Raw genomic sequence first — 20,001 nt, forward strand, 5'->3', positions numbered from 1 at the left:
TCAAGGGCTTGGCGTAAAACCGGATCAGGGCTCGAGCAGCTCGACCCGGCTGATTTCATCCGGATGCAGGGTGAAGGTGGCCTGCCCGGCACCGCCGCGCTGCTGGCTCAGGCGGATGCTGCCATCCTCGCCCAGGCCGGCGAAGCGCCCTTCGGCTGAGCCACCGCTGAGCTTGATGACGCGCATGTTGAGGTTCTGGTACTGCTGCGGCGTGCTCAGCAGACGCAGCAGGGAGAAACGCTGGCGCCGATCCACCTGCACCCGACTCGGCTCGCCCGCAGGCGGCACGGCCGCCGCGGCTGGTGCGGCCTGCGCCGGACTGGGCTGCGGCAGCGCCGGATAGTGATCGCCGTCGACCCGCCAGCCCCGTGCGCTCTTCACCAGCACCAGCTCGAGCCGCTGCTCCTGGCCATTGATCTTCGCCGTCAGGCTCAGCACCGTACGCTCGAGCGGAAAACTCACCGGCGGCACCTCGGACAGCTGCACCAGGCGGGTCACGAAGCGTCGCTGCAGGTAGTCCTCAATCACCCGGGCCAGGGTTTCCTGGGAATCGTACGAGGTATCCAGCCGACCATCGCGGTAGCGCAGGTGGTCGCTGAACAGCTCAAGGCGACCACTCAGGGTGGTGGCGTACTGCGGCGGCAGCACCAGGTGGAAATCGCCAGCGAGCTTGTTCGGCGGCAGTGCCTGCAGATCCAAGTGCAGGGTGTAGCCCTTGCTCAGGCGCCGGGCCTCGGGCAGGTCCTGCTCGGGCAGCAGCCAGCTGACTTCGACCTCGGGCAGGTTGCCCTCGTCCGCCGGCAACACATCCAGCCGAATGGGCGCCACGAGCCCTTGCGGCAGGCGAATCTTCACTTCGCGGCTGGCGAAGAAATCCTCGCCCTCGCGCAGGCTGAGCACGCCATCGATCAGCTCGGCATGTTGCGGCAGGAACGGCTGGCCGTTCAGTTCGCCATGCAGGCGGATATCCAGTTCGGCCGGCGCGCGCTGCTCGGCCTTTAGCCAGTCGAGGCTGAGGATCGCCTCCAGCCGCGCCGGGTCCTTGCTGGCCAGCAGCACCAGGCCCACCACCAGCGGGATGCAGCCCAGGGCCAGCAGCCCCACGGCGCCCCGGGCGGCCCGCCAGTGACGCAGCACATAGACCAGCGTCAGCGGCGGCAACAGGCTGCCCCAGCCCCACAGCAGGCTGGTGCCGAAGGCCCGCATGACCAGCCAGACCAGGCCGGTGAGCATCAGCAGCAGGCCGCCGAGGATCAGCAACGCATCCATTGAGGATTCCTTATTGTGCTAGGCGCCCGCGCCCCATTCAGGGCTCGTCGACCTTGAAGTGCGCACGAGCGGTGGCAATCGGTTCGGTTTGTTTGGTCTGCCAGGCCGTGATCGCGACGTTGGCCACCCGCCGCCCCTGCCGCCAGACCTGGCATTGCACGTAGGTGTCACGATAATGACCGGCACGCAGGTAATCTATCGAGAAGTCGATGATTTTCGGCAAATGTGGGATGCCCATGAACATCAGCAGATGCAGCATGGCGGCATGTTCCATGAAACCGGCGATCACCCCGCCGTGCAGCGCCGGCAGAATCGGGTTGCCGATGTTGTCCTTGCTCGCCGGCAGGCGGAACACCATGTCATCGCCCAGGCGCAGGCATTCGATGCCGATCAGCTTGGCATAGGGAATCAGGCTGATCAGGCTGTCGTAATCGTTCTTCTCGTGCGCCTGGCGCACCAGGGTATTGAGGTTCAAGGCGGCCATCAGACACCTCCCTGGATATTGCGCTTGAGTTCGCTGTCGCCCTGGGCACCCTTGCCCATGCGCATGAACGCACCCACCACGTGGGCGATCGGCTCCTCGGGGCTGTCCTGGTAGGCATAGCCGCGGGTGAAGATGATGTTCTCGGTGACCCGGTAGCACTCGGCGAAGCCGTAGACATCCTTGTGCGGTTCGGCCGGGCGCATGTAGTCGATGCGCAGGTCCAGGGTCGGGCAGATTTCGAACTCCGACAGCACGCACACGGTGGAAATGCCGCAGGTGGTGTCCATCAGCGTGGTGATGGCCCCACCGTGGATCACTCCGGTTTCCGGGTTGCCGATGATCTGCGTGCTGTAGGGCAAGTGCAAGGTCAGGCCTTCGGGCTTGGCCGCATGCACGGCGATGCCCAGCACCTGGCAATGGCGCAAGGCAGACAGAAAGCGCTGGGCGCGCTCTAGAACAGGGTTATCGCTCATGACAGCACTCCCGGCGATGGCTCGAAAAGGGGCGCATCATACCCGCTCGCCGACGTGGGCACACAGCAATTGAACGCGGATTCAGAGTATGTTTGGCCGGATCCCGCGGAACTTTGGCCACTCCACCACCGTCTTAGCACTGTTACGAGGACAGCCCTCGCCAGGAAAGCCCCTAAGGAGTCCCAACCATGTCGAAACCCTTTACCTATGCCCTGCTCCTTGCCGCCATGCTTGGCCTGGCCGCCTGCGAGAAGACCCCGGAAGACAAGATGGAGTCGGCCAAGGAATCGGCATCCGAAGCCATGCAGTCGCTGGGTGACGCGGCCAAGGACACTGGCGCGGCCATCGAACAGAAAGCCGATCAGGTGATGGGCAGCGAGCCCACCACCGGCGAGAAAATCCAGGACGCGGCCGACGATGCAGCCGACGCCATTGAGGATGCCGGCAACGAAGCCAAGGACGCCGTCGACAACCAGTAAACCCGCCCCACGAAAAAGCCCGCGCAAGCGGGCTTTTTCGTTTCAGGCCAGGGCCGGGCTGAGCATCAGCAGCAGGCTGCAGAGCAGGCCCACCACCCAGACCAGGCTGCGCTGCCAGTGCAGGTCAGCCCAATACAGCAGCAGATAGAGTACCCGCGCCACCACGAAGGTCACCGCCAGGATATTCACCAGCGAGCCATGGGTCTGGGTGACATGGGCCATCAGCACGCCCACGGCAAACAGCGGAAAGGCCTCGAAGCTGTTCTGGTGCGCCGCCAGTGCGCGTGCCCCGAAGCCTGTCAGCCGCGCCTGCTGGGCGCGCGGATGATGGTTGTCGTAGCCGCCTGCGGCATTCATTGCCTTGGCCACCGGGATCTTGGCCAGAAAGATCAGCAGCGCGCTGATCAGCACACACCAGAAAGGCAGGGTCATTCGCTTCTCTCCTTGACCGGCTCCGGCAACGGAGCCTGGGTGTACAGCATCACCTCCAGCACGTCGGAATGGAACTCGCGGTGATACAGCACCAGCACCACGCCCGCGGTAACCAGCATGAAAAACCAGGGATTGATGAACCAGGCCAGGATCGCCATGCCGAAATAGTAGGCACGCAAGCCCAGGTTGAACTGATTCGCAGCCATCGACACCACCTGCGCCGCCCGCGAGGCAAATGCCTTGCGTTCCGGCTCGGAGACATCGCGCTCGCCCAGCATCGGCGCCGACCCCACCAGGATCGCGGCGAAGTTGTACTGGCGCATGCACCAGCTGAAGGTGAAGAAGGCATAGACGAACACCACGGCCAGGCACAGCAGCTTGATCTCCGACCACTCGCGACTGACCGGCTGCACCAGCGGCAGATCCTCCAGCAACGAGACCGCCCGATCGGAAGCCCCCAGCACGGTGAGGATGCCGGCGAGGATGATCAGGGTGCTGGAGGCGAAGAAGGAGGCATTGCGCTCCAGATTGCCGATCACGTTGGCATCGGCGATGCGGTTATCGCGCAGCAACAGACGCCGCATCCAGTCTTCCCGATACAGGTGCAGGACGCTGGCCAGACAGGGCGTATCGCGACCCTTCCAGAGTGCATACTGGGTGTAGCCGCCCCAGCACAGCAGAAACCACAGCACCGCCAGCAGGTGCGGCAAATAAGGCGCATTGATCGACATGCCGACTCCTCATGATCCAGCGCCCGATTATAGCCAGCGAGCCTGCGGCGGATGACGACGCAATTCGGCGTGACGCACAGCGAGTCAGTGGGTCGCGAGCTTCTCTGCCCGCACAATCGTGAAGCAGTTCACGCCGATGCGCTGAATGCCAGCGCAGGGCAAGAACCAGAGCCAGAAACGACTACACCCGCATAAGCGGGCGTAGTGGGGAAAATTCGATGGTGCCCGAAGCCGGACTCGAACCGGCATGCCATTGCTGGCGAGGGATTTTAAGTCCCCTGCGTCTACCGATTTCGCCATTCGGGCGGTAGCGCTGTGAAGCGAGGGCTGGACTATATACAGCCCTCAGAGTCCCTGCAAGGCAGCTGGCAGTCAATCGACAGCAAAGAAAAAGCCCCGTAGATCAGCGATCTACGGGGCTTTTCAAGATTGGAGGCCGATACCGGAATCGAACCGATGTACGCGGATTTGCAATCCGCTGCATAACCACTCTGCTAATCGGCCTCAAACGAAGACGCCGCAAGAAGCGGCGTCAACGTCAACAAACTGGAGCGGGAAACGAGACTCGAACTCGCGACCCCGACCTTGGCAAGGTCGTGCTCTACCAACTGAGCTATTCCCGCGTCTTGGTGACGGGCGCCATTCTATACTTTCAGAACGAGCCGTCAACCCCTTGATTCAAAAAAGTTTATTTCTTTTCCGCAGTGATGCTGAGATGCGGCCAGGCGGCCAGCAAGTACTGCAGCATCGACCACAGGGTCAGGGCCGCCGCGACGATCAGCAGCGCAAAGCCCAGGCCCACCCAGAATGTCAGCAGCGGCGGATTGGCCAGCAGGATGACCAGCGCCACCATCTGCGCCGCCGTCTTCCACTTGCCCAGGTTGGACACCGCCACATGCGCCCGTGCACCCAGCTCGGCCATCCACTCGCGCAGCGCCGAGACCACGATCTCGCGACCGATGATGATCACCGCCGGCAGGGTCAGCCAGAAGCTGGCGTGTTCCTCCACCAGCAGCACCAGCGCCACGGCCACCATCAGTTTGTCCGCCACCGGGTCGAGGAAGGCGCCGAACGGCGTGCTCTGCTCCCAGCGCCGCGCCAGGTAGCCATCGAACCAGTCGGTGATCGCCGCCAGGGCGAATACACCGCTGGCCGCCAGATAGCTCCAAGAGAAGGGTAGATAGAACAGCAGGATGATGACCGGAATCAGCAGGACACGCAGAACGGTGAGCAGGTTTGGGATATTCATCGGGACCACAGGCCAGCGAGTTGAAGCGGCATTCTACTCGCTGTGCAGGGCCGCATAAATCGACTCGGCGAGCTTTTTGCTGATCCCCGGCGCCTTGGCGATTTCCTCGATGCTGGCGCGGTTCAGTTCCTGCAGGCCGCCGAAGTGCTTGAGCAGTTCGCGCCGACGCTTGGGCCCGATGCCCGCGACATCTTCCAGGCTGGAAGTACGCCGCGCCTTGCCGCGCCGCGCGCGATGCCCGGTGATGGCGAAGCGGTGCGCCTCGTCGCGGATCTGCTGGATCAGGTGCAGCGCGGGGGAGTCCGCCGGCAAGGTGAACTCGTGCTCGGCGTCGTTGAGATAGAGAAGCTCCATGCCCGGCTTGCGCGTCACGCCCTTGGCCACGCCGAGCAGGATCAGCTCGGGCACCGCCAGCTCCTGCAGCACCTCGCGGGCCATGGCCATCTGCCCCTTCCCGCCGTCGACCAGGAGGATGTCCGGCAGCTTGCCCTCGCCCTCCTTGAGCTTGCTGAAGCGCCGGGTCAGCGCCTGGTGCATCGCCGCGTAATCGTCACCGGCCGTCACCCCCTCGATGTTGTAGCGTCGGTAGTCGGACTTGAGCGGCCCCTCGGGGCCGAACACCACGCAGGAGGCCACGGTCGCCTCGCCGCTGGAATGGCTGATGTCGTAGCACTCCAGGCGCTGCGGCGGCTCATCCAGGTCGAGCGCCTCGGCCAGGGCCTCGAAGCGCGCCGCCACATGCTGCCGATTGGCCAGGCGCGCCCCCAGGGCCTGCTCGGCATTGGTCACCGCCAGCTGCTGCCAGCGCGCCCGCGTGCCGCGCACCCGATGGCTGATCGACAGCTCGCGCCCGCGCAGCTCGCCCAGGGCCGCCGCCAGGGTCGGTAAGTCCTCGTGCAGCACGTTGACGATCAGCTCACTGGGCAGATCGCGCTCATGACTGGACAGGTAGTACTGGGCGAGGAAGGCCGCCAGCACGGCGCCGCCCTCCTCCTCGATGCCCACCTGGGGGAAGAAGTTCTTGCTGCCCAGCACCCGCCCACCGCGCACGCTGATCAGGTGCACGCAGGCGCCGCCGGGGTTGACCATGGCGGCAACCACGTCCACATCGCCGGTGCCGCCCTCCATGCTCTGCTGGTCCTGCACGCGGCGCAGCAGAGCGATCTGATCGCGCAGCTCGGCAGCGCGCTCGAACTCCAGGTTCAGCGCCGCCTTCTCCATGCCGGCCGACAGCTCATCGGTCAGCGCGCTGCTGCGCCCCTCGAGGAACATCACCGAATGGCGCACGTCCTCGGCATATTCCGCGGGCTCGACCAACCCGACGCAGGGCCCCTTGCAGCGCTTGATCTGGTACTGCAGGCAGGGCCGGGTGCGGTTCTTGAAATAGCTGTCCTCGCACTGGCGCACCAGAAAGGTCTTCTGCAGCAGGTTGAGGCTCTCGCGGATCGCCCCGGCGCTGGGGTACGGGCCGAAGTAGCGGCCCTTCTCCTTCTTCGCCCCGCGATGAATGCCCAGGCGCGGGAACTCGCCATCGGACAGCAGCACATAGGGATAGGACTTGTCGTCGCGCAGGAGGATGTTGTACGGCGGCCGCCACTGCTTGATCAGCGTCTGCTCAAGCAGCAGCGCCTCGGTCTCGTTGGCGGTGATGGTGGTTTCGACCTGCGCGATGCGCGCCACCAGGGCCGCCGTCTTCGGCGCCAGGCCGGTCTTGCGGAAATAGCTGGCCAGGCGCTTCTTCAGGTTGGAGGCCTTGCCGACGTAGAGCAGCTTGGCCTCGCCGTCGAACATCCGGTACACGCCGGGGCGGCCACTGCAGGTGGCGAGGAAGGCACTCGGATCGAAAGGCACGGCGGAACTGGAAGCGGTCATCGGAAGTGACAGGGGCAATGGCTGGGGAGAGACAGTTTACGTCCGCGCCGCGCCTTGCCGAAGCCCTTTGCGTGCACGCGATCAGCTAATGGCATCGACCATGCCGTGACGCACGGCCAGCAGCGCCAGCTCCACATCGCTGGCGATGTCGAGCTTCTCGTAGATGCGGTAGCGATAGGTGTTCACCGTCTTCGGCGACAGGCACAGCTTGTCGGAGATGGTCTGCACCTTCTGGCAGTTGGCGATCATCAGGGCGATCTGGATTTCCCGCTCGGACAGCAGGTCGAACGGCGAACCGCTGCTGTTCGGCTGGAACGACTTCAGGGCCAGCTGCTGGGCGATCTGCGAGCTGATGTAGCGCTGCCCGGCAAAGCCCATGCGGATCGCCTGGACCATCTCCTCCAGCGCCGCGCCCTTGGTCAGGTAGCCGGCGGCACCGGCCTGCAGCAGGCGGGTCGGAAACAGGTCGTCGTCGCAGGCGGTCACGGCGATGACTTTCAGGTCGGGGTAACTGCGCAGCAGTTTGCGCGTGGCTTCCAAGCCGCCGATGCCCGGCATCTTGACGTCCATCAGCACGACATCCGGCTTGAGTTCGCGGACTTTCTGCAGCGCCGCCTCACCGGAGTCCGCCTGCCCGATCACCTGCAGGCCGTCGATATCGGCCAGCATGCGGGTAATGCCCATTCGAACCAGATCGTGGTCATCGACCACCAGCACCTTAATCAAGCGACACCTCGCTGTAACCCACTGCCGTACGCGCAACGCATGAAGCTTGGCGCAACCACGTCAGAAAGCAAACGCCAGAAAACCGTGCTTGGCGATGAGCCACGCCACAGCGGATGGAAGCGCAACTCACGCGCTGTGCGGGCGTCGGATTCTACTGGAGACCTTTCCGGCTGTTCCAGTGGGCGCTGTAAAAAGACCGGACAGGCGAGTGCAGATTCTGTAAAGATCTTGAAACAGTCGGGGCAGGCAGGCAAGCGTGGAACTTCAGAGATCTTCCGGATGGTCGATCAGGCCTTCCAGATCGGCGCGCACCAGCGCGCGCTGGTCGAGCTTGTGGCGGGCAGCCTCCGGGAGTTCGGTGTACTGGATGACGCCATGATCGATGAGGATGTACAGCACATCCTCGAGTACGCGGATCATGTCCAGATCGGACTGGCGCAGCTGATCCAGCTTGCTTTTGACCTCCATGCGCACGCCCAGCCAGCGCTGCAGCTCGGGGCTCTCGACCGCCAGGGAATCGCTCATGCCCTCGAACGGATCGTATTCGACTCGCAGAATCCGCCCTTCGCCATCGCGCTGCACATACACCATGGAATCCTTGCCTTTCATATCGCTTTCGCCAGTTACCCAACTATGCAAGTTTGCGCCAAACAAGCCAAGGCCCATATTGATGCTCGGCAATGACCGTGGTTCCTCGGCCCGCCCTCAGGACAACAGGCTGACCACGCCAAAACGATTCAGGTTGGATTGCGCCAGCACCATATGGCTGACCGCCGCATAACTGGGTCCGCCACCGCGTAGTAAGTTGTAGAGGCTGCCGGTAAATTCCGCGGCCCACTGTTTCTCCCCCTTGTCGGCATGGCGCTGGAGAAAGTCGCGGATCTCCTGCTGGCGATGGGCAATCTGTTCGCGCAGTGCGGCGATCCGGTCCAGTGACTGCACCACCGAATCCAGCACCCGGCGCAGCTCGCGCTGATCGTCCGGATTGACGCTGGCCGGCAAGCGCAACTGCTCGTCTTCATGGCTTTGCAGGCGAGTGAGCCCCCCCTTGGCAAACAGATTGCCGCCGCCCTGCACCGCCAGCACACCCTTGAGTTCACTCCACAGGCTTTCCGCCGCGGAGAACTTGAGAGCACCGCCGTTTTCCAGTTCGATACGAATGCCGGCCTGACCAAGACTGGAATTGAAGCGGCCCAACACCTGCTGCTCCGACAGGCCCTCCTCCAGCACCACCGCCAACGGCTCGGCCAGTTTGCGTCCGGCGCTGAACAGCAGCGTTTCCGCCCCTGCCTGCTGCACGCGCTCGATCGACTCCAAGCCTTCGAGGCTGAAATGGGCGCGCACCGGCTCATGCAGATGCAGTTTGAAACGCGCATCCAGTGCCTGCCCGGAACGTTGCGCGCGCTCCTCCAACAGGCTGCGTGCACATTCCAGGGCGGCTTGCAGCTCACCGCTGTCCTTGGCCACCCGACTGCCGCCCAGTTGTCGACTGAGCGACAGCTTGAGCAGGCCCAGACGCGCCGCCAGATCGGCTAGGTAGCCGTCGGCCGACTGCATGGAGGTCAGCTGCTGGTTGAGCTGCAGACTGAAACTGGCACTGCGTTCGCTGCGCTCAGCAACCGCCGGGGCGGCCAGCTTGGTCTCGACGTCCGCCTTGCGCGAGCGAGCGGTAGCCGGCAGGGCCTGGGTTTGCCGCCGCTCCTGCGGATTGACGGCGGTGACGACCGGTAGCTGCTTGTCTACTTTCATCGCGCGAATCCTTACAGCAGGCCGAACAGCGACAGTTCATGAATCTTCAGATAGGTCTTCTGCGTGGCCTGCAACGAGAGCTGGTAGTTGTTCAGATCAATCGTCGCGCCCGCGTAGTCGAGGCGCGACAGCTCGCCTTCGATCTTCTGATTGACCAGCGCCACCTCGCCATTGCTGTCGTTGAGCAGGCTCAGGGTGTTCTGCCGACCGCCCAGCTCGCTGACGGTTCCCAGCAGCTTGCCATGGGACGCATCCAGGTGGCCCAGGGTGTCGCGGATCTCCTGCAACACCGCCGGATCGCCGGCGACCAGGCCAGGCGCCTTGAGGGTTGCAACCAGGCCATGCAGGGCGTTGAGCAGGTCCATGTTGCCACCGAAAATCTCCAGCGCCGTGACGTTCTCGTCCATCAGTACGCCATTGGCCACAGCCGCCTGGCGATGCTTGGCGTTACCGGTGGCCAGGTAGGTATCGCTCAGCGCATCGAAGGTCAGCGCCGGGCGCTCGGTCCAGGTGCCGGAAAACAGGTAGCGCCCCTCCTCGTCCTGCACGTTGATGAAACTGGCGATGGTCTCTTCCAGGCTGCCCAGCTCGCCGCCCATGGCCGCCAGGTCTTCGCTGGCGTTGGAGCCGTTGGCCGCCCACAGCAGCAGGTCACGTACCTGCAGCAGGGTGTCGGAGATGGAGGTCAGGTTGACTTCCTGGGTCGACAGGTTGCCCGAGACGTTGCGGATGTTGCTGTGGTACTGCGCCAGACTGGCCTCCTCGCGCTGCACGCGAAGGATGCGCACACTGGCGATCGGATCGTCCGAGGGCACCAGAATGCGCTTGCCGCTGGACATCTGCTGCATCAGCTTGGCCAGTTCCTCGGCATTGCGATTCATCGAGCCATGCATGGTGGCGACGATCTGCGAGTTGGTGATGCGCATCCTGATTCCCCTTGAAGGCTTCGCTTAGAAGGAAGCCAGCATCTCTTCGAAAATGTCCCGGGCGGTGGCGATGACCTTCATGTTGGCCTGATAGGCCTGCTGATAGGTCATCAGACTGACCGCTTCTTCATCCAGGTTCACCGCGCTGACGCTGTCGCGCTGAGCCTGAGCCTGCTGGGTCACGGCGGTGGTGGCCTGCAGGTCGGCCTTGCTCTGCCGGCTGTCGCTGGCGACCCGGCCGAGCAGGCTGGCGTAGGCATCGTTGAGAGTAAAACTGCTGCCATTGAGGGTAATGCCCTGGTTCTTCAACCCCAGCAGTGCCAGCAGGTTGGTGTTGTTGCCCTGCTCGTCGGCAGCGCCCGAGAACGCCAGTTGCTCGGCCGTGAGGTTTTCCACCTTGAGCATCTGCGTGGTGCTGTTCGGGTCATAGGTGAACAGCGCCTGGCCCGGGTTGCCGGCCAGATCGAAGCCCCCCGTCATGACCCCGTTGACCATCTGCGCCAGTTGCTCGGCCATCTGGTGCAAGGCGTCCTGCATCGGGCGCAGGGCGTCGTATTCACTGCTGTAGATGCCGCCCAGGGCACCACCGAAGCTGTCCTGGCGCAGCGGGAACTGGGTGCCGGCGAAGGCCAGGGAAATCGTCTGCTGGTTGCTCGCATCCAGGGTCAGGTCGAGGCGCGCCGCCGTAGCACCGACCACCAGCGGCTGGCCGTTGGCCAGGGCAATGGTGTAGGAACCATCAGCCACTTCATTGATGCGCAGCTTGGCAAAGCGACTGAGCTGCTGGGTCAGCGCCTCGCGCTGGTCGCGCAGGGCATTGCTGTCACCCTTGACCGATTCGGTCTCGATGATCTGCCGGTTGAGTTCGGCGATATTGCCGATCAGCCCATTGGTTTCATCGACCATCGCCTGGCGCTGTTCCTTGAGCGCATCGATCTGCGCCTGGATGTTGCTGTTCAGGCTGTTGAAACGCTGCGCCAGGTTGCGCGCCTCGCTGAGCACCTGCTGGCGCAGGGCCAGGGAGCTGGGCGTCGGGCTGGCTTCGCTGAGCGCGGCGAAGAGCTGGTCGAGGCCGACACTGATGCTCGACCCTTCGCCGCCCATCAGGCCCTCCAGGGCGCTCAGGTATTGCTGATTGCTCTCGAAGAAGCGCTGCTCGGTGTTGGCCCGCCACAACTGCTGGGAAAGAAACTCGTCGGAGACCCGACGGATACTGCTGACCTCGACGCCGCCACCGGCGTTCAGCGCACTGCTGCCGGCCCGCGAGGCGAACAGCGGATTGAGTCGGCTGAATCCGGGGGTATTGATATTGGCGATGTTCTGCCCGGTACTGGCGAGGGCCGTCTGCGCGGCATGCACGCCGCTGTAGGCGATCTGGCTTAGGGTACTCAAGACAACATCTCCTTGCGCTCAGGGCGAATCGGCTGGGCAAAGGCCTCGGACCGGACGCGATGCTCGGCGGCAGCGGGCGTCACAATAGACAAGGCGACCGATTGCAGCGCCGGCTTAAGCTGCGCCAGCGGGGCCTGCAGCACCGCCGAGGGCAACGCCTCCGGGGCACGCGGGGCCGGTGTGCCGGACGCCTGCAGATCAAGAATGCGCCGGGTGTAGTCGCGGGTTTCCTGGTAGGGAATGCGCTCGATCCACTCACGGGTGCTGAGCTCGCCATTGCGCGGGTCGCCGTTGCTCTGCAGCCATTCGTCGACCCTTGCCGGGCCGGCGTTGTAGGCCGCCAGCGCGAGAGCCTGATGGCCGTCGTAGCGATCCAGCATCTTGTCCAGGTAGGCGCTGCCCAGGCGCTTGTTGTAAGCGGCGTCGCTGCGCAGGCGCTGTTCGTCATACGCCAGCCCCAGCTCGCGAGCCATGTCCTGGGCGGTTTCCGGCATCAGCTGCATCAACCCCAGGGCGCCCTTGGGCGATACCGCGGCGACATTGCCGGCCGACTCCTGCCTGATCACCCGCTCGACCAGCTCCTGGAAACCGACCTTGCCGCGCTCCCACAGGCTGTCGACCTGGGCCACGCCACGCTGCCAGGTATCGCGCAGCGGCTGAACCAGGCTGGGCACGGCCAGCATCGGCTGCACCGCCGCCGGACGCTCTGGCAGCGCCGCCTCGCGCGCCGCCAGCTGCGCCTTGGCCAGCTCTGCCGGCCCGGCCGGGCCACCGGACAGCTGGGTCACCAGCAGGCTGGCGATGCCGGCCTGCTTCTGTCCGGCCAGGGTTTCGGCCAGCACTTCATCGTGGAAGTCGCGCATGGTCGACAGTTCCCGGCTGTGCATGGGGCTGCCCTCGGCCAGCACATCACCGGCCTTGCGCATCTGCTTGAGGATCTGCTGCAGGAACAATGCCTCGAACTGTTCGGCGGCCACTTCCAGCTGGCTGCGCGTGGCCTCGGCCGGGTTGCCCTGCAGGGCATGGGCAGACAGGGTCGAGTTGAGAGAAACAATGCTCATGGGGAGGTCTCGTCAAATCACGATCAGTTCGGCATTCAGCGCGCCGGCCTGTTCCAGCGCCTGCAGAATGCTCATCACATCGTCCGGGGTAGCGCCCAGGCTGTTCACCGTATCGATGATGCTTTCCAGGCTGGCGCCGTCCGGCCACTTGAACATCGGCTTGGCCTCCTGAGCCACGTCGATCGCCGACTGCGGCGTCACCGCCGTGGTGCCATTGCTGAAGGCGCCCGGCTGGCTGACCTGGGGGTTCTCGCTGATGGTCACGGTAAGGCTGCCGTGGGTCACGGCGGCAGCCTTGACCCGCACGCCCTGGCCGACCACCACGGTGCCGGTACGGCTGTTGAATACCACCTTGGGCCGCTGCCGCCCCTCCTCCACCTCGACGGTTTCCAGCAGGGCCATGAAGCTGGTGCGCTGGCTGGGGGCCTGGGGCGCACGCACACTGATCTTGGTGCCATCCAGGGCCTGGGCGACGCCGCTGCCGAACACCCGCTCCAGCGCGCCGACCACCTTGGTGGCGGTCTGGAAACTGGGCTGGCGCAGGTTGAGCATGACATCCGGGCGCTGGGTGAAATCGCTGGGGATCATCCGTTCGATGGTCGCGCCATTGGGAATCCGGCCACTGTTGGCAGAGTTGATCGCCACGCTGGAGCCGCTCTGGCCCTGGGCATTCAGGCCGCCGACCACCACCCCGCCCTGGGCCAGGGCATAGATCTCGCCATCAATGCCTCTCAGTGGCGTCATCAGCAACTGGCCACCACGCAGGCTCTTGGCATCACCGAGGGAAGAGACGGTGATATCGATCATCTGCCCCGGGCTGTAGGACGGCGGCACGCTGGCGGTGATGGTCACCGCCGCCACGTTTTTCAGCTTGGGGTCGACATTGGGCGGCAGGTTGATGCCGAACTGCTTGATCAGGTTGGCCACCGACTGGCTGGTGAACTTCACCTGGTTCTTGTCGCCGGAGCCGTCCAGGCCGACCACCAGGCCATAGCCCACCAGCTGGTTGTCGCGGATGCCTTCGACATCCACCAGCTCCATCAGCGGTACTGCCTGCACGCTCAGGGCCTGCAGCAACAGGGGCAGCCCCATCAGGGTTTTCACTATCCAGCGCATGGGCCTGCCTCGATTACAGCGGGAAGATCGGATGGGTGAAGAAGCGCGTCAGCCAGCCAGCCGAGTTGCTGTCGTTGAGCACGCCGCGGCCGGCGTAGGAAATCTTCGCGTTGGCCACGTTCTGCGACGACACCTGATTGAAGCGATTGATGTCGTCGACCCGCACCAGGCCGGTCAGGCGGATGAACTCCTCGCCCTGGTTCAGGCGCAGGCTCTTCTCGCCCTTGACCAGCAGCGAGCCGTTGGGCAGCACCCGGTGCACGGTGACGGCGATGGAGCCGCGCAGGGAGTTCTGCTGCGAGCTCTCGGCCGAGCCGTCGAAATCACGCTCGGCCTCGGCAGAGGTTTCCAGCTCGTCGTAGGTCTCGCCGAGCACAGTGGGAATGCCCACCGAAATACCCGAACTCTTGCCGAAGCTGGTGCCGGCGCTCTTGCTCGACTGGGTCTGCTCCTCCAGCACCACGGTGAGAATGTCGCCGATGCGCAGGGCGCGTTGATCCTGGGTCAGGGCGCCGGTGTAGCCGGAACGAAACAAGCCGCCGCCGGTGGTCGGCGGCAGGCTGTAGTCCAGGTCCAGCGGCTGGTACTCGCTGGAATCCTCTTCCGGCAGCATCTCGTTGAAACTGGCGCAGCCGGTCAGCCACAAGGCGCCAAGCAGGATCAGAAGCGGCTTCATAAGCATCAGACGGTCTGGTTGAGGAACTGCAGCATGCCGGACGCGGCATCCAGCACCTTGGCGTTGGCCTCGTAGGCGCGCTGGATGCCGATCATGTTGACCATGGCCTCGACCACCTGCACGTTGGAGCCTTCCAGCACGCCTTGCTTGATATTGCCCAGGCCATCGGCGCCCGGCGTGCCTTCCACCGGCTCTCCGCTGGCCGCGCTTTCCTTGTACAGGTTGCCGCCCAGGGCCTCGAGGCCGGCCGGGTTGACGAAGTTGACCAAGGTGATCTGGCCAATCTCGCTCGGCGCAGTGTCGCCCGGCAGCACCACGGTGACGATACCGTCGCTGCCCACGGTGAAGCGGCTGCTGCCTTCAGGCACTTCCAGGCCCGGCGACAACGGCAGGCCCTGGGCGTTGACCACGATGCCTTCGGCATTGAGCTGGAACTGGCCGTTCTCGGTGTAATAGATGTCGCCGTTGGGTGACTCGACCTGGAAGAAGCCACGACCGACGATGGCCAGGTCCATGGGCTGGCCGGTGGGCTGCATGCTGCCTTCGGTGAAGGTCTTCTGCGTGCCGACCACGCGCACGCCGCTACCCAGCTGGATGCCGGAAGGCACGGTGTTGACCGCATCCGCCTGGGCACCGGGCTGCACCTCGACCGAGTAGAAGAGGTCCTCGAATACCGCGCGATCGCTCTTGAAACCGACGGTATTGACGTTGGCCAGGTTGTTGGCCACGGTCGACAGCGCGGTGTCCTGCGCCGCCAGACCGGTCTTGCTGACCCAAAGTGCCGAACTCATAACTACCTCCGGTTACCCGCGAATCATGCGGTTGCCAGCCTCGGACAGGTCCTCGGCCGCTTTCATCATCTTCACCTGGGTCTCGAACAGACGGCTCAGGCTCATGCTCGCCACCAGTTCGCCGACGGCCGACACGTTGCTCGCTTCCAGGTAGCCACTGACCAGGCGCACCTCTTCGCTGGCCTCGGCCGGCTGACCGTCGCGGGTCACCAGCAGGCCGCTGCTGTCCTTGGTCAGGTTGGCCGCCGGAATGTCCACGCGCTTGATGCGGTCGACTTCAGCCATCAGGTAGTCGCCACGCGGAATCACCGACACGGTGCCGTCGCTGCCGATGTGCAGGCTGTCGTACTCCGGCAGGGTGATCGGCCCGCCCTCACCCAGCAGCGGCCGGCCATTGATGGTCAGGCGCAGCTCGGCATCCACCTGGATGCTGCCGTGACGGGTGTACAGCTCGCCCTCCGGCCCTTCCAGGGCAATCATGCCCTGGCCCTGCACGGCCATGTCCAGGTCGCGCCCGGTGGCCATCAGCGCCCCGGCCTGCATGTTCACCCCGTTGTCGCGCAGGCGCGCCAGGTGCCGGCTGTCATAGCCATAACCCTGCACGGCGACGGCCTCGGCCTGCTCCATGTCGGCGCGAAAACCGGGCGTGGTGGCGTTGGCCAGATTGTTCGCACGCAGCTGCAGCGAACTCATGGTGCGGCTGGCGGCGGTCATTGCGGTAAAGCCCAAACGGTCCATGCGATCAGTCCTCAGATGGCGCCAAACAACACCTGGATCAGTTCCTTGTTGGTGGTCAGCACCTTGGTGTTGGCCTGGTAGTTGCGCTGGCCTTCCATCAGGCTGACCAGTTGCTGGGTCAGGTCGACGTTGGAGTTTTCCAGGGTGCCGGCCGCCAGGTTGCCGAACGAACCGACGCCGGCCACACCATACAGCGGCTGCCCCGACTCGCCGGTTTCGCTCCAGGCGGTACCGTTCTCGTTGCGCAGACCCTGGGCGTTGATGAAGTTGGCCAGTACCACCTGGCCCTGCAGCATGCGCTGGCCATTGCTGTAGTTGGCGAACACGCGGCCGTCCTTCTCCACCGCCAGGCCGGTCTGCTCACCGGCCGAATAGCCGGTGGCCAGGTTGGTGGTGACCACGAAGTCCGAGCCGTACTGACTGCTGCCGGTGTAATCGACGGCAACGTTCAGGGCGTTGGCCCCCGGCGCGTTGAAGCTCACGGCAACCGGGCCGGCCGGCGCGGTCAGGGCGCCGGTGGTATCGAAGGTCATGGCCACCGCACCGGCCGGCGCGGTGACCGGGGCGCCGTCGGCGTAGTAATGGGTGTCCCAGGTGTTGGCCGCGGTCTTGACGAAATACTGGGTCAGGGTGTGTTCGCGACCCAGGGAGTCGAACACCTTGGTGGTGTAGCTGGAGTTGTAGGTGCCGACGTTGGCCGGATCGAATGGCGCCACAGTCGGCACCGCCTCGTTGGCATCGAGGTTGCCGACGAACGCCAGGCTGTCGGTGGCCTTGGCCGGCAGGTTGGCGGTCTGCAGCTGCAGGTCGCCGAGGGCGCCGACCAGCAGGTTGCCATTGGCATCCACCGGATAACCCTGCAGACGTTGGCCGCCGACGCTGGTGATGAAGTTGTCCTTGTCGGTGCCGAACACCCCGGCACGGGTGTACTGGATCGAACCGTTACTGGCGCGGGTGGTGAAGAAGCCACCACCTGAGATGGCCAGGTCCAGGCTGCGCCCGGTGGCCACCAGGGCGCCCCCCTGGCTGATGCTCTGGGTCAGGCCGAGCACTTCCACACCCATGGCCTGGCTGTCGGCATACACGCTGCCGAATTCGGTGCGCGAGGACTTGAAGCCGGTGGTGCCGGAGTTGGCGATGTTGTTGCTGATGGTGTTGAGCTGTTCGTTGACCGCATTGAGGCCGGTCAGGGCAATGTTGAAACTCATCTGTCAGTCACCTGTGCAAAGGGGAAGGAAGCGGCTGGATCACAGCAGCAGGCTGCCGGTCGCGCCGCGACCGAATTCGGTAAGGGTGTAGAACGGCACGCTGCCGATGCCCGCCACGTCGAGCACCGGGCCATCACTGCCAACGCGCACGTTGGTCACTTCGCCGGCCAGCTCGATGGTCGGGTACTCACCGCTGTCGGTGACCGCCTCGATGCTGTAGCGGCCGGGGCTCAGGCCCAGCTCGCGCGGGTCGAGGCTGAAGTTCAGGGCGCCGGCGGCATGCCCGCCCAGCGCCACCTCGTGGGTCACGCCATTGGCGCCGGTCAGACGCAGGGTGGCGCTGCCGGCCGTATGGGCCAGCGTCAGCTGTCCGGAAATCTTGCTGCCATCGAGGGTCACGCTGTCGGCCCCGACCTTGACCTGCTGGCCGACCAGGCCGGCGGCGGCCAGGGTCTGCAGATTGTCCAGCAGCACCAGGTTGCTCTGGCTGAGCTTGGTCATGTTTTCCAGGCTCTTGACCTGGCTCATGGCCGAGAACTGGTTGAGGAACTCGGTACTGTCCACCGGCTTGGTCGGATCCTGGTTGCGGATCTGCGCCACCATCAGGTCGATGAAGTTGTTCTCCATCTGCGTGGCATCGCTGACATTCACCCCGGCGCGAATCTGCTCGTCAGCCCCGGCGATGGTCTGGCTGCCCAGGTTGGAACCATTGACCAGCGCCATCAGACTTCTCCCAGGCGCAGCAGGGACTGCTGCATGCTCTTGACCCGGTTGAGCACTTCCACGCCGGTTTCGAAACTGCGGGTGGCCGACATCATGTCGGTCATCTCCTCGATCTGGTTGATGTCGGCGTAGAACACATAGCCCTCGGCATTGGCCAGCGGATTGTCCGGCTCATAGCGGCGCTGGGCTTCGCGCCCGGCCGTCACCACATCGAGCACCTGCACATGGGCGCCACCCAGACCGGCCGACTGGCTGAGCTGGTCGTTGCCATAGACCGCGGCGAACACCGGCTTGCGCGCCTGGTACACCTGCTCCGGCGTGCCGGCGGCGGAGTCGGCGTTGGCCAAGTTGCTGGCCACGGTATTGAGGCGCACGGTCTGCGCGTTCATGGATGAACCGGCGATGCGGTAGATGGCGTCGAACGACATGGCTTAGCGCCCCTCGATGGCTTGTTTGAGACCGCGGAACTTCATGGTGAGGAAGGTCAGACTGGTCTGGAAATCGGTGGCATTGCGGGCGAACTCGGCCTGTTCGACAGCCAGCTCGACGCTGTTGCCGTCCTGCGAGGCCTGGTTCGGCAGGCGGTACTGCAGGTTGGAGCTGGCAATCGAACTGTCGAAGGCATCACCGCGATCCAGCCGCTGCATCTCCTTGGCAAAGTCCAGATCGCGCGCCTTGAACCCCGGGGTATCCTCGTTGGCCAGGTTGGCCGCCAGAATCTCGCTGCGCAGCGAACGCAGCTCCAGGGCATTGGCATGCGTACCAATGACGTCGTCGATCTTTATACTCATTGCTTACCTTCCTCCTGCTGCGGGTTCAGCCGATGCCTATCAGCAGGAATCGTGCCCACCTGAAAGATAAATATAAGATGTTGATAAATAAGGCTTTTACCGAGAAGCACAAAGACCCAGACGCCGCCCCGCTTCCGTTTTCACGGCCATCGGCACGGACAAGGGGAAGCGTTGCTTCCGCCTCCTTCCGCCTGCTGCTCGGCAGCCTGCTGCTGCAGGCGACGACCTTCGCCCAAGCCATGACGCTCCTGCAGCAGATCGAGCAAAGCGTCGACCAGGCACTCGCCGAGCAGGTCGCCGCCCACGCCCAGCGCCAGGGCTGGCTGGGCCTGCGCCTTGTCCGCGAGCGTGGCAGCCTGATCGGCAGCACACCCAGCCGACCCTGCCCGCTACCCCTGCAGGCCCGCCACGCCGATAGCGGCGAGGCGCCGCTCGGCCGCCAGCGCATCACCTTGCACTGCCCCGCCGACCCCGAATGGAGTGTCGATTACCTGGTCGAGGTACAGCTGTACCTGCCCGTGCTGTTTGCCAGCCAGACCGTGGAGCGTGGCCAGACCCTGCAGGCCGCCCAGCTCAAGCGCCAGGAGGCGGCGCTGGGTAAGCTGGGGCGCGGCTTCTACCACCGCGAGGAAGAGGTCATCGGCCTGGGCGCCAAACGGCGCATCCGCGCCGACCAGCTACTCACCCCCGCCCTGCTCGGCGAGGCCCTGCTGGTCAAACGCGGCCAGCAGGTGAAGATCCAGGCCAGCCAGTACGGCATCTCCGCCAGCACCCTGGGCGAAGCCCTGGAAAACGGCCAGCGCGGCGAGGTGATTCGCGTGCGCAACCTGGCCAGCGAGAAGGTGATCAAGGCCAAGGTGATGGAGGAAGGCGTGGTCAGCAGCCGTTACGAGTGACCCAGCTTCCCCTATGTGGAAGCGGCTTTAGCCGCGAAGGCAGGCAACCTAGTCGGACCTCACCTGCAAACAAACAGCCCGTCACGCCCGTTGCAGAGCTATCCGCGCACCCGCCAAAAGCTGGGCGCCAGAAAAATTATGAAATTCCGCTTAAGCCTCTGCTGGTGATTGTCGCTCTACCCCTTCAGCAGGCAAACGAAGCCAGCTTTCTCTCAAGGC

The 20,001-nt window shown here is 64.5% G+C and carries 23 protein-coding genes and 3 tRNA genes; 2 read left to right on the forward strand and 24 right to left on the reverse strand.

Annotation, left to right across the window (positions count from 1 at the left end; translation table 11 throughout):
• Nucleotides 1–24 precede the first annotated feature (24 nt).
• Genes GV001_RS13540 through GV001_RS13550 form a run of 3 tightly spaced genes read right to left on the reverse strand, consistent with a single transcriptional unit; the run spans nucleotide 25 to nucleotide 2,226 of the window.
• Nucleotides 25–1,269 (reverse strand): MFS transporter, encoded by a 1,245-nt coding sequence (locus tag GV001_RS13540; RefSeq protein ID WP_160080681.1) that lies wholly within the window; start codon nucleotides 1,267–1,269, stop codon nucleotides 25–27.
• 37 nt (nucleotides 1,270–1,306) lie between these two features.
• The gene (locus tag GV001_RS13545) at nucleotides 1,307–1,753 is read right to left on the reverse strand and encodes a PaaI family thioesterase (protein ID WP_160080683.1); all 447 of its coding nucleotides are present in this window, start codon (nucleotides 1,751–1,753) and stop codon (nucleotides 1,307–1,309) included.
• Nucleotides 1,753–2,226 carry a PaaI family thioesterase gene (locus tag GV001_RS13550; RefSeq protein WP_160080685.1) on the reverse strand — a complete coding sequence of 158 codons (474 nt, stop codon included), beginning with the start codon at nucleotides 2,224–2,226 and terminating at the stop codon, nucleotides 1,753–1,755. The genes GV001_RS13545 and GV001_RS13550 overlap by 1 nt, the downstream gene beginning before the upstream one ends.
• A gap of 188 nt (nucleotides 2,227–2,414) precedes the next feature.
• On the opposite strand from GV001_RS13550, the gene GV001_RS13555 reads away from it, so the two are divergent.
• Nucleotides 2,415–2,705 carry a hypothetical protein gene (locus GV001_RS13555; RefSeq protein WP_160080687.1) on the forward strand — a complete coding sequence of 97 codons (291 nt, stop codon included), beginning with the start codon at nucleotides 2,415–2,417 and terminating at the stop codon, nucleotides 2,703–2,705.
• A gap of 42 nt (nucleotides 2,706–2,747) precedes the next feature.
• On the opposite strand, the gene GV001_RS13560 is transcribed toward GV001_RS13555, so the two are convergent.
• From GV001_RS13560 to flgB, 21 genes are all read right to left on the reverse strand, one after another.
• Nucleotides 2,748–3,137 carry an MAPEG family protein gene (locus tag GV001_RS13560; protein WP_160080689.1) on the reverse strand — a complete coding sequence of 130 codons (390 nt, stop codon included), beginning with the start codon at nucleotides 3,135–3,137 and terminating at the stop codon, nucleotides 2,748–2,750.
• On the reverse strand, nucleotides 3,134–3,868 hold the full coding sequence (locus GV001_RS13565; protein WP_160080691.1) for a DUF599 domain-containing protein: 735 nt from the start codon (nucleotides 3,866–3,868) through the stop codon (nucleotides 3,134–3,136). Before GV001_RS13565 ends, GV001_RS13560 begins: the two co-directional genes overlap by 4 nt.
• Before the next feature lie 219 nt (nucleotides 3,869–4,087).
• A tRNA-Leu gene (locus tag GV001_RS13570) sits at nucleotides 4,088–4,174 on the reverse strand.
• A 124-nt stretch (nucleotides 4,175–4,298) separates the two neighbouring features.
• Nucleotides 4,299–4,372 (reverse strand) — tRNA-Cys (locus GV001_RS13575).
• Nucleotides 4,373–4,415: 43 nt separating this feature from the next.
• A tRNA-Gly gene (locus GV001_RS13580) sits at nucleotides 4,416–4,491 on the reverse strand.
• A 65-nt stretch (nucleotides 4,492–4,556) separates the two neighbouring features.
• Nucleotides 4,557–5,117 carry a CDP-diacylglycerol--glycerol-3-phosphate 3-phosphatidyltransferase gene (gene pgsA, locus GV001_RS13585; RefSeq protein WP_160080693.1) on the reverse strand — a complete coding sequence of 187 codons (561 nt, stop codon included), beginning with the start codon at nucleotides 5,115–5,117 and terminating at the stop codon, nucleotides 4,557–4,559.
• 33 nt (nucleotides 5,118–5,150) lie between these two features.
• Complete coding sequence (uvrC, locus tag GV001_RS13590) at nucleotides 5,151–6,989, reverse strand: excinuclease ABC subunit UvrC (RefSeq protein WP_160080695.1); 1,839 nt, start codon at nucleotides 6,987–6,989, stop codon at nucleotides 5,151–5,153.
• 81 nt (nucleotides 6,990–7,070) lie between these two features.
• Nucleotides 7,071–7,715, reverse strand: coding sequence for a UvrY/SirA/GacA family response regulator transcription factor (gene uvrY / locus GV001_RS13595; RefSeq protein WP_160080697.1), 645 nt, complete (start codon nucleotides 7,713–7,715; stop codon nucleotides 7,071–7,073).
• Between the two features lie 264 nt (nucleotides 7,716–7,979).
• Nucleotides 7,980–8,324, reverse strand: a complete 345-nt coding sequence (locus tag GV001_RS13600) for a tryptophan synthase subunit beta (RefSeq protein ID WP_372238538.1) — start codon at nucleotides 8,322–8,324, stop codon at nucleotides 7,980–7,982.
• A gap of 96 nt (nucleotides 8,325–8,420) precedes the next feature.
• Complete coding sequence (locus tag GV001_RS13605; protein WP_160080699.1) at nucleotides 8,421–9,464, reverse strand: hypothetical protein; 1,044 nt, start codon at nucleotides 9,462–9,464, stop codon at nucleotides 8,421–8,423.
• An 11-nt stretch (nucleotides 9,465–9,475) separates the two neighbouring features.
• Complete coding sequence (gene flgL / locus GV001_RS13610) at nucleotides 9,476–10,390, reverse strand: flagellar hook-associated protein FlgL (RefSeq protein WP_160080701.1); 915 nt, start codon at nucleotides 10,388–10,390, stop codon at nucleotides 9,476–9,478.
• 24 nt (nucleotides 10,391–10,414) lie between these two features.
• A complete protein-coding gene (gene flgK, locus GV001_RS13615) occupies nucleotides 10,415–11,782 on the reverse strand; it encodes a flagellar hook-associated protein FlgK (RefSeq protein ID WP_160080703.1) in 1,368 nt (455 codons plus the stop codon).
• The gene (locus GV001_RS13620) at nucleotides 11,779–12,843 is read right to left on the reverse strand and encodes a transglycosylase SLT domain-containing protein (RefSeq protein ID WP_160080705.1); all 1,065 of its coding nucleotides are present in this window, start codon (nucleotides 12,841–12,843) and stop codon (nucleotides 11,779–11,781) included. Before GV001_RS13620 ends, flgK begins: the two co-directional genes overlap by 4 nt.
• Nucleotides 12,844–12,855: 12 nt before the next feature.
• The gene (locus GV001_RS13625; RefSeq protein ID WP_160080707.1) at nucleotides 12,856–13,959 is read right to left on the reverse strand and encodes a flagellar basal body P-ring protein FlgI; all 1,104 of its coding nucleotides are present in this window, start codon (nucleotides 13,957–13,959) and stop codon (nucleotides 12,856–12,858) included.
• A gap of 13 nt (nucleotides 13,960–13,972) precedes the next feature.
• Complete coding sequence (gene flgH / locus GV001_RS13630) at nucleotides 13,973–14,641, reverse strand: flagellar basal body L-ring protein FlgH (RefSeq protein ID WP_160080709.1); 669 nt, start codon at nucleotides 14,639–14,641, stop codon at nucleotides 13,973–13,975.
• Nucleotides 14,641–15,426 carry a flagellar basal-body rod protein FlgG gene (flgG, locus tag GV001_RS13635; RefSeq protein WP_160080711.1) on the reverse strand — a complete coding sequence of 262 codons (786 nt, stop codon included), beginning with the start codon at nucleotides 15,424–15,426 and terminating at the stop codon, nucleotides 14,641–14,643. Before flgG ends, flgH begins: the two co-directional genes overlap by 1 nt.
• Nucleotides 15,427–15,438: 12 nt before the next feature.
• Complete coding sequence (locus GV001_RS13640) at nucleotides 15,439–16,164, reverse strand: flagellar basal body rod protein FlgF (protein ID WP_160080713.1); 726 nt, start codon at nucleotides 16,162–16,164, stop codon at nucleotides 15,439–15,441.
• Nucleotides 16,165–16,175: 11 nt separating this feature from the next.
• Nucleotides 16,176–17,372 carry a flagellar hook protein FlgE gene (gene flgE, locus GV001_RS13645; protein ID WP_160080715.1) on the reverse strand — a complete coding sequence of 399 codons (1,197 nt, stop codon included), beginning with the start codon at nucleotides 17,370–17,372 and terminating at the stop codon, nucleotides 16,176–16,178.
• Between the two features lie 39 nt (nucleotides 17,373–17,411).
• Nucleotides 17,412–18,095, reverse strand: a complete 684-nt coding sequence (locus GV001_RS13650) for a flagellar hook capping FlgD N-terminal domain-containing protein (protein ID WP_160080717.1) — start codon at nucleotides 18,093–18,095, stop codon at nucleotides 17,412–17,414.
• Complete coding sequence (flgC, locus tag GV001_RS13655) at nucleotides 18,095–18,523, reverse strand: flagellar basal body rod protein FlgC (protein ID WP_160080719.1); 429 nt, start codon at nucleotides 18,521–18,523, stop codon at nucleotides 18,095–18,097. The genes GV001_RS13650 and flgC overlap by 1 nt, the downstream gene beginning before the upstream one ends.
• A gap of 3 nt (nucleotides 18,524–18,526) precedes the next feature.
• On the reverse strand, nucleotides 18,527–18,886 hold the full coding sequence (gene flgB, locus GV001_RS13660) for a flagellar basal body rod protein FlgB (protein WP_160080721.1): 360 nt from the start codon (nucleotides 18,884–18,886) through the stop codon (nucleotides 18,527–18,529).
• A gap of 239 nt (nucleotides 18,887–19,125) precedes the next feature.
• Between flgB and flgA the strand changes: the two genes are divergently transcribed.
• Complete coding sequence (gene flgA, locus GV001_RS13665; protein ID WP_160080723.1) at nucleotides 19,126–19,782, forward strand: flagellar basal body P-ring formation chaperone FlgA; 657 nt, start codon at nucleotides 19,126–19,128, stop codon at nucleotides 19,780–19,782.
• The last annotated feature ends 219 nt before the right edge of the window (nucleotides 19,783–20,001 follow it).

Source organism: Pseudomonas sp. 8AS (genome assembly GCF_902506505.1).
Classification (GTDB): domain Bacteria; phylum Pseudomonadota; class Gammaproteobacteria; order Pseudomonadales; family Pseudomonadaceae; genus Aquipseudomonas.

Bases quoted from the DNA above. Each gene is read 5' to 3' on its own strand.
- GV001_RS13540 (WP_160080681.1), bottom strand. From the start codon at position 1,269: ATGGATGCGTTGCTGATCCTCGGCGGCCTGCTGCTGATGCTCACCGGC.
- GV001_RS13545 (WP_160080683.1), bottom strand. From the start codon at position 1,753: ATGGCCGCCTTGAACCTCAATACCCTGGTGCGCCAGGCGCACGAGAAG.
- GV001_RS13550 (WP_160080685.1), bottom strand. From the start codon at position 2,226: ATGAGCGATAACCCTGTTCTAGAGCGCGCCCAGCGCTTTCTGTCTGCC.
- GV001_RS13555 (WP_160080687.1), top strand. From the start codon at position 2,415: ATGTCGAAACCCTTTACCTATGCCCTGCTCCTTGCCGCCATGCTTGGC.
- GV001_RS13560 (WP_160080689.1), bottom strand. From the start codon at position 3,137: ATGACCCTGCCTTTCTGGTGTGTGCTGATCAGCGCGCTGCTGATCTTT.
- GV001_RS13565 (WP_160080691.1), bottom strand. From the start codon at position 3,868: ATGTCGATCAATGCGCCTTATTTGCCGCACCTGCTGGCGGTGCTGTGG.
- pgsA (WP_160080693.1), bottom strand. From the start codon at position 5,117: ATGAATATCCCAAACCTGCTCACCGTTCTGCGTGTCCTGCTGATTCCG.
- uvrC (WP_160080695.1), bottom strand. From the start codon at position 6,989: ATGACCGCTTCCAGTTCCGCCGTGCCTTTCGATCCGAGTGCCTTCCTC.
- GV001_RS13600 (WP_372238538.1), bottom strand. From the start codon at position 8,324: ATGAAAGGCAAGGATTCCATGGTGTATGTGCAGCGCGATGGCGAAGGG.
- GV001_RS13605 (WP_160080699.1), bottom strand. From the start codon at position 9,464: ATGAAAGTAGACAAGCAGCTACCGGTCGTCACCGCCGTCAATCCGCAG.
- flgL (WP_160080701.1), bottom strand. From the start codon at position 10,390: ATGCGCATCACCAACTCGCAGATCGTCGCCACCATGCATGGCTCGATG.
- GV001_RS13620 (WP_160080705.1), bottom strand. From the start codon at position 12,843: ATGAGCATTGTTTCTCTCAACTCGACCCTGTCTGCCCATGCCCTGCAG.
- GV001_RS13625 (WP_160080707.1), bottom strand. From the start codon at position 13,959: ATGCGCTGGATAGTGAAAACCCTGATGGGGCTGCCCCTGTTGCTGCAG.
- flgH (WP_160080709.1), bottom strand. From the start codon at position 14,641: ATGCTTATGAAGCCGCTTCTGATCCTGCTTGGCGCCTTGTGGCTGACC.
- flgG (WP_160080711.1), bottom strand. From the start codon at position 15,426: ATGAGTTCGGCACTTTGGGTCAGCAAGACCGGTCTGGCGGCGCAGGAC.
- GV001_RS13640 (WP_160080713.1), bottom strand. From the start codon at position 16,164: ATGGACCGTTTGGGCTTTACCGCAATGACCGCCGCCAGCCGCACCATG.
- flgE (WP_160080715.1), bottom strand. From the start codon at position 17,372: ATGAGTTTCAACATTGCCCTGACCGGCCTCAATGCGGTCAACGAACAG.
- GV001_RS13650 (WP_160080717.1), bottom strand. From the start codon at position 18,095: ATGGCGCTGGTCAATGGTTCCAACCTGGGCAGCCAGACCATCGCCGGG.
- flgC (WP_160080719.1), bottom strand. From the start codon at position 18,523: ATGTCGTTCGACGCCATCTACCGCATCGCCGGTTCATCCATGAACGCG.
- flgB (WP_160080721.1), bottom strand. From the start codon at position 18,886: ATGAGTATAAAGATCGACGACGTCATTGGTACGCATGCCAATGCCCTG.
- flgA (WP_160080723.1), top strand. From the start codon at position 19,126: ATGACGCTCCTGCAGCAGATCGAGCAAAGCGTCGACCAGGCACTCGCC.